The 6,725-nt window shown below is 72.1% G+C and carries 8 protein-coding genes; 1 reads left to right on the plus strand and 7 read right to left on the minus strand.

Annotated elements, in window-relative coordinates; genetic code table 11:
* Nucleotides 1-6: 6 nt before the first annotated feature.
* Genes BIV04_RS14500 through BIV04_RS14520 form a run of 5 tightly spaced genes read right to left on the minus strand, consistent with a single transcriptional unit; the run spans nucleotide 7 to nucleotide 4,338 of the window.
* Nucleotides 7-423: a Rid family detoxifying hydrolase gene (locus BIV04_RS14500; RefSeq protein ID WP_071257107.1), complete on the minus strand. Its 417-nt coding sequence runs from the start codon at nucleotides 421-423 to the stop codon at nucleotides 7-9.
* A complete protein-coding gene (locus BIV04_RS14505; RefSeq protein ID WP_071257109.1) occupies nucleotides 420-1,583 on the minus strand; it encodes an aminotransferase class V-fold PLP-dependent enzyme in 1,164 nt (387 codons plus the stop codon). The genes BIV04_RS14500 and BIV04_RS14505 overlap by 4 nt, the downstream gene beginning before the upstream one ends.
* Entirely contained in the window at nucleotides 1,580-2,395 is an 816-nt protein-coding gene (locus BIV04_RS14510) for an amino acid ABC transporter ATP-binding protein (RefSeq protein ID WP_071257111.1), read from the minus strand. The genes BIV04_RS14505 and BIV04_RS14510 overlap by 4 nt, the downstream gene beginning before the upstream one ends.
* Nucleotides 2,392-3,366 carry an amino acid ABC transporter permease gene (locus BIV04_RS14515; protein WP_083396505.1) on the minus strand — a complete coding sequence of 325 codons (975 nt, stop codon included), beginning with the start codon at nucleotides 3,364-3,366 and terminating at the stop codon, nucleotides 2,392-2,394. The genes BIV04_RS14510 and BIV04_RS14515 overlap by 4 nt, the downstream gene beginning before the upstream one ends.
* Complete coding sequence (locus tag BIV04_RS14520) at nucleotides 3,367-4,338, minus strand: ABC transporter substrate-binding protein (protein ID WP_071257131.1); 972 nt, start codon at nucleotides 4,336-4,338, stop codon at nucleotides 3,367-3,369.
* A gap of 113 nt (nucleotides 4,339-4,451) precedes the next feature.
* On the opposite strand from BIV04_RS14520, the gene BIV04_RS14525 reads away from it, so the two are divergent.
* Nucleotides 4,452-5,192 carry a transcriptional regulator gene (locus BIV04_RS14525; RefSeq protein ID WP_055970799.1) on the plus strand — a complete coding sequence of 247 codons (741 nt, stop codon included), beginning with the start codon at nucleotides 4,452-4,454 and terminating at the stop codon, nucleotides 5,190-5,192.
* A 91-nt stretch (nucleotides 5,193-5,283) separates the two neighbouring features.
* Here the strand turns inward: BIV04_RS14525 and BIV04_RS14530 are convergent, their stop codons facing one another.
* On the minus strand, nucleotides 5,284-5,889 hold the full coding sequence (locus BIV04_RS14530; RefSeq protein ID WP_083396507.1) for a class I SAM-dependent methyltransferase: 606 nt from the start codon (nucleotides 5,887-5,889) through the stop codon (nucleotides 5,284-5,286).
* Between the two features lie 171 nt (nucleotides 5,890-6,060).
* Nucleotides 6,061-6,531, minus strand: coding sequence for a MarR family winged helix-turn-helix transcriptional regulator (locus BIV04_RS14535; RefSeq protein WP_071257115.1), 471 nt, complete (start codon nucleotides 6,529-6,531; stop codon nucleotides 6,061-6,063).
* Between the last annotated feature and the right edge of the window lie 194 nt (nucleotides 6,532-6,725).

The following is a 6,725-nucleotide window of genomic DNA, read 5'->3' on the forward strand; positions in this document are numbered from 1 at the left end:
GCGATGCTACGCGGCGTGCCCCGGGGCGACCGCCGCGACGAACTCGATCTCGACCCGGGCGCCCTTGGGCAGGGCGGCGACCTGGTACGCGGCGCGGGCCGGCAGCACCCCGCCGTCGAACACCTCGGCGTAGGCCTCGTTCACGACGGCGAAGTCGGCGATGTCGGCCAGCAGCACCGTCGTCTTGACGACCAGGTCGATGCCCGACCCCGCGGCCTCGAGCACGGCGGCGCCGTTGCGCAACGACTGGGCCGCCTCGTCGCGGACGTCCGGCCCGGCGAACTCGCCCGTGGCCGGGTCGATCGGCAGCTGGCCCGACACGAAGACGAGGTCGCCGACGCGGACGGCCTGCGAGTACGGGCCGATCGCGGCCGGAGCCGCGTCGGTGTGCACGGCGCGGAGGGGGTTCGGGTCGAGGGTCATCGTCGTCCTCCCAGGACGGTCAGGGCCGCGTCGATCGCGGCCGGGGTGGTGGTGGCATGGACGCTGAGGCGCACGCGGTCGTCGCCGTGGACGGTCGCCGTGACGCCGGCGGCCTCGAGTCGCGCGCCGACGGCGGCGGCCTCACCAGCCGGAACGCCCGCCACGACGAGTCCTGCCCGCCGCGATCGGTCGACGGGGGAGAGCACGGGCACCCCGGCGGCCTCGAGTCGGCCGACCAGGTCGCCCGCCGTGTCGGCCACGCGGGACGCCACGACGTCGACCCCCACCGACTCGAGCTGCTCCAGCGCCGTGGCCAACGCCCCCGACGCGAACGGCGACCCGTTCGTCACCGACAGGCGCTGCGCCCCGGGCAGCGGGGCGTGCGGCACGCCGTCGTAGCGCGAGGCACCCTCGACGCCCGTCCACCCCCCGAGGACCGGACGGAGGCGCGCGAGGGCCCGCGAGGACAGCGCCACGAACCCGGTTCCCCAGCCCGCGCGCAGCCATTTCTGGCCGCCGACGACGAGGGCGTCGGCGAGGGTCCAGTCGGCGTCGAGGACGCCGAACCCCTGGATGCCGTCGACGACGAGCAGACGGTCGCCCACGGCCTCCCTCAGCCCGGCGAGGTCGGCGACGGTACCGGTGCGGAAGTCGACCGCGCTCACCGCGACGGCCACGGTGTCGGGCCCCACCGCGTCGGCCACGCGCTCGGGCGTGACGGGTGCGAGCGGCTGCCCCGGGACGGCAGGCAACGGCCGGACCGTCGTGAGCCCTGCCTCTTCCGAGCGCCACCACGCGTACAGGTTCGACGGGAACTCGGCGCTGCTGACCACGACCTCGCCCCGGGGCAGGCCGAACGCGATCTGCATCAGCCCCAGCGACGTGCTGCCGGTGAGGGCGACCCCGGTGCGGTCGAACCCGGTGAGGCGCGAGACCGCGGCGAGGGCACGCTCGTCCTCGGCGTGCAGCCCGGACGAGGGCACGCCGGCGCTCGCCGCGGAGGCGAGGCGGCCGATCGTCTCGACGACGTCCCGCGACGGCGGCCCGTAGCTGCCGAAGTTCAGGTAGCCGACCGGCTCGGCGAACGACGCGAGGTAGGCGTCGAGCGCCGAGCCGGGGGCCGTCGCCGGTCCCGAGCCCGTCGCCGTGCCCGACGTCACGCCAGCACCCGCTGCAGGAACTGCTTCGTGCGGGCCTCGCGCGGGGCGCCGAGCACCTGCTCGACCGGCCCCTGCTCGACGATGCCGCCGTCGGCCATGAAGACCACGCGGTCGGCGACCTCGCGGGCGAACTGGATCTCGTGGGTCACGACGAGCATCGTCATGCCGTCCCGGGCCAGGTCGCCCATCACCTTCAGCACCTCGCCGACCAGCTCGGGGTCGAGGGCCGAGGTCGGCTCGTCGAAGAGCAGGAACAGCGGCTTCATCGCGACGGCCCGGGCGATCGCCACGCGCTGCCGCTGCCCGCCCGAGAGCTGGCCGGGGTAGGCGTCGACCTTGTCGCCGAGGCCCACCCGCTCGAGGATCTCGACGGCCTCGCGCCGCGCCTCCTTCGCCGACCGGCGCTGCACGCGGACGGGGCCCTCGAGCACGTTGCCCATCACCGTCAGGTGCGGGAACAGGTTGAAGTGCTGGAACACCATGGCCGTGCGTGCCCGCTGAGCCGAGAGCCGACGCTCGCTGAGCTCGTGCAGCTTGCCGTCGCGCAGCTCGAAGCCCATCGGCTCGCCTCCGACCCAGACCTCGCCCGCGTCGGGTTCCTCGAGCCGGTTCAGGGTGCGGAGGAATGTCGACTTGCCGGCGCCGGACGGGCCGATGATGCAGACCACCTCGCCGCTGCGCACCGTCATCGAGACGTCGCGCAGGACCTCGTGGCTGCCGTACGACTTGCCGATGCCGATGGCCTCGAGGACGGGGGCTGCCTCGGCGGCGGGACCGGCGCCTCCTGCGTTCGTCGTGTCGGTCGTGGTCACGGGGTGCTCCTCACGAGGGGTGCGCGGCCGAGGTCGGCGGCGACTTTGCGGCGGAGGGCGCGGGCGTTCGGCGGCCCGCCGGGGCGGCGGTCCTGCCGGTCGAAGCTGCGCTCGAGGTAGAACTGGCCGACGCTCGCGACGCTGACGATGACCATGTACCAGATGGCCGCGGCGATGAGGGTCTCCATCACCTGCAGGTTGAACGAGGCGATGTTGTTCGCCGCCTTGATCAACTCGAGGTAGCCGATGACCGACGCCATCGCCGTGCCCTTGAGCATGTTGATGAAGTCGTTGCCCGTCGGCGGGATGATGATGCGCATCGCCTGGGGCAGCACGATGCGGGCCATGCGCTGCATCGGGGTCTGCCCGATGGACTGGGCGGCCTCGATCTGACCGCGGTCGACGCTCTTCAGCCCGGCGCGCACGATCTCGGCCATGTAGGCACTCTCGTTGAGGGCCAGGCCGAGGAAGGCGGCGACGAAGGTCGTCATGACGTCGTTCGTGCTGACGTCGAGGAACACCACGTCGGTGAACGGCACCCCGACGGTCAGGCGCGGGAAGATCAGCGCCAGGTTGTACCAGAGCAGGATCTGCAGCAGCACGGGCAGGCCGCGGAACAGCCAGGTGTACCCGGCCGCGAAGGCCTGCGCGACCGGGTTCTTCGAGATGCGCATCAGGGCGATGACGACGCCGATCACCACCGCGCTCACCTGCGCGACCACGGCGAGCACGATCGTGCCGACGAGGCCCTGCAGGATGATCGGCGACACCAGGTAGTACGGGATGTCGCGGTACGAGATGTCGCCCTGCGACGCCCCGTAGACGAGGGCGACGAGCAACACCACGATGACGACGGCGCTGACCCAGCGGCCCCAGTGCTTCAGGCGCACCTGGGGCAGCAGCTCGCGAGCACCCGAGGAGGCGCGGGTCGTGTCGCCCGGGTCGGTTCCCGTCGGTCGTGCGGTCGCCACCTACTTGCCGCCGTTGACGGTGGCCTCGGTGACGCTGCCCGAGGTGATGCCCCAGGCGTCGAGCACCTCGCCGTAGGTGCCGTCGTCGATCAGCGAGTCGAGGGCCGCGGCGATGGCGTCACGCAGAGCTGCGTCGTCCTTGTTGACGCCGATGCCGTAGGGGGCGCCGTCGATGACGTCGCCGGGGACGACCTCGAAGGCCTGGCCGTCCTGGGCGGTCTTCGAGATGTAGACCGCGCTGGGCAGGTCGTTGACGATGGCGTCGATGCGGCCGGTGCGCAGCTGCGTCTGGTTCTGGCTGTCGCTGTCGGTCACCGTGATGTCGAGCGCCTCGTCGCCGTCGGACTCGCACTGCGTGCTGGTCGCCTCGGCGAACTCCTGCTGGCTGGTGCCGGTGACGACGGCGATCGACTTGCCGCAGAGCGCGTCGGGGCCGGTGATGTCGTCGGGGTTGCCCTTCTGCACCATCAGCGTGATGCCCGAGGTCAGGTAGTCGACGAAGTCGATCGCCTGCTGGCGCTCGGCCGTGTCGTTCATCGCGGCGATCGTCACGTCGACGCGGCCGGACTGCAGGCTGGTGATGAGCGAGCCGAAGTCCTGGTTCTGGTATTCGACGTCGAGGCCGAGCTTCTTGCCGACCGCGGTGATGAGGTCGTGGTCCGAGCCGATGACGGTCGAGCCGTCGGCCGCGTAGAAGTTGTTCGGCGCGGACTGGACGTTCGAGCCGACGACGAGCGTGCCCTTGTCCTTGATGTCCGCGGGCACCTGGGCGGCGAGGGCGTCGTCGACCTGGACGGCGTCGAGCAGTGCGCTCGTGTCGGGGATGGTCGAGGACGACGACGACGAGGCGTCGCCGGACGCGTCGCCGGGCTGAGGCGCGCTCGGGCCGCTGCACGCCGTCAGGCCCAGGGCCAGGACGGCGCCCGTGGCGACGGTGCCCCAGAGGGCGGAGCGGGAGCGGGTTCGGGTCATGGTCGAGCCTTTCGTGAGCATCGTCGGTCATCGCAAGCTAGCCGAGTGATCGGCCGGGTGAGAAGAAATTATCACAGTGCGACGATTTCGTTACATGCCGGTAACCTGGACCCATGTCGAGAGCCAGCAGCGCCACCGTGGTCGACGCCAGCCGCGTCCTGCGGGCCGAGTTCGAGCCCTATCTGCCGCTCATGGACTTCTTCGCCGAGTTGCTCGGGCCTCGGACCGAGGTCGTGCTGCACGACACGAGCGACCTGAGTCGGTCGATCGTCGCCCTGACGAACGGCCACGTGAGCGGTCGCAGCGTCGGCGGGCCGGCGACCGACCTCGTGCTCAAGGTGTTGCAGAACCACGAGCACGACGACCGCGACTACCTGGCGAACTACCTGGCCGAGTCCCGCACCGGCGGCACGTTCCGCTCGTCGACCTTCTTCATCCGCGACGCCGGCGGCGACGTCGTCGGCATGTTGTGCCTCAACATCGACGACGAGCCGTTGACCCGGGCCCGCGACCTGCTCGCGGCCATCACGGCGACGACCGGGTTGGTCAAGGGGGCGACCCTGGGCTCCGGCTCCGAGGCGGGCCCTGCCTCGACGTCGTCGTCGGGGCCGGTCGCCGAGCGACTGAGCATGAACGTCGACGAGCTCGCCCTCGACGGTGTCGCACGCATCGTCGCCGCCCAGGGTGTCGAGCCGCACCGCATGACGCCCGACGAGAAGGTCGCGGCGGTGCGTGAGATCGAACGGGCGGGGGTGTTCCTTCTCAAGGGGGCGGTGGCCCAGGTGGCCGAGGCGTTGCACGTGTCCGAGCCGACGGTGTACCGGTACGTGCGACAGGTCCGGCAGGGCGGCTGACGGGCGCTGCGCCGGCCTCGGCGTCGGTCACGTGGAAGTCGCACCACCGACTGGACGTCGCACCGCGGAAATGGACGGTGCGATGCTCAGTTCACGGTGCGACACGGGCGATGATCGCGCCGTGGGGCCTCGGCCCGGACGGTGGACCCGTTCGCGTGTGGGTCTCGAGCACGTCGAACCCGGAGGCGCGCAGCTCGTCCGCGAGGAGGTCGGGTGCCCAGCGCCACGCGGTCGCGATCGCGTGGTCGAACGGTTCGACGGTCGACCCGGTGAAGAACCCGACGAGCAACCCGCCGCCCGGTCGGAGGACGCGCGCGAACTCGCGGAGGGGGCGCCGGATGCTGCTCGGGTCGTGGTGGATCAGCGAGTACCAGGCGAGGACTCCCGAGAACGCGTCGGGCTCGTAGGGCAGGGCGTCGACGCCGCCGAGGTCGAACGAGACGCCCGGCTGGGCGCGGCGCGCGTGCTCGACGAAGGCCGGGACCTGGTCGAGTCCGCGCACGTCGACGCCCCGCGCGGCGAGGTGCCCCGACCAGTGGCCCGGCCCGCACCCCGCGTCGAGCACGGGGCCCGCGACCGCGACCGCCCACGACGTGACCAGGTGCTCGTCGGCCGGGTGCACCGACGACATCGAGCCGAGGTGGTCGACGTACTCGCGGGCCCGCGCGGCGTAGCGTGCCCCGGCCTCCCGTGTCATGCCCCGCATCCTAGGAGGCATGCCGCGCAGTCGGGACTCGCAGTCGAACCACCTATGGGTCGTCGAACCATCGTGTTCCGTGGTTCGACGACACATCGGTGGTGCGACCCCGACCCCGACCCCGACTCCGACCCCGACCCCGACCCCGACCTCGAGGAGGCGCGGCGCGGGTCAGGACGCGGATTCGCGGGCGGCCGCGTCGAGCGCCGCGGCGATGCTGTCGAGCTGGGGGAGGGCCTCGGCGATCGTCTCGTCCGTGCCCGTGGTCGAGAGGACGTACTGGTACGCCTCGCGCAGGGTGGTCGTGGTGTCCTCGCCCTGCGCGGTCAGGTGCAGGAAGAGGCTGCGGCGGTCGCCCGGGTGCCGGCTGCGCGTGACGTGCCCCGATTTCTCGAGCCGGTCGACCACGGCTGTCGTCGCCCCCGTGCTGAGCAGCAGCTCCTGGGCGAGCGCGCCCGGGGTGAGCCCCGGGGCGTCGGCGACGGCGAGCAGCGCGGCCAGTTCGGTGTGGCCCATGCCGACGACCTTCGCGGCGTGGAGTCGGTAGCGGCGGTGTGCCTCGTCCAGGGTCTGCAAGGTCGCGGCGAGACGCCGGACGGACTCCGGGTGGTTCTCCGGAGTGGCGGGAAGGTCGGGGCTCACGACAGCAGGGTACCGAGCATCGCCCCCGGACTCGGCGAGGCAGCGCAGAACGGATGACCCAGTTCGGGGCGCGGCGCCCCCCGACCACGGATCGTCGACGTGTCACGACGTGCCGCTCACCTCGGGACGTGAGCGCCACGTCGAGGCACCTCGGCCCACGCAGGAGGCGCGGTGCCGGTCTCGAGGACCGGCAC

Source organism: Frigoribacterium sp. MCBA15_019 (assembly GCF_001864945.1).
GTDB lineage: Bacteria > Actinomycetota > Actinomycetes > Actinomycetales > Microbacteriaceae > Frigoribacterium.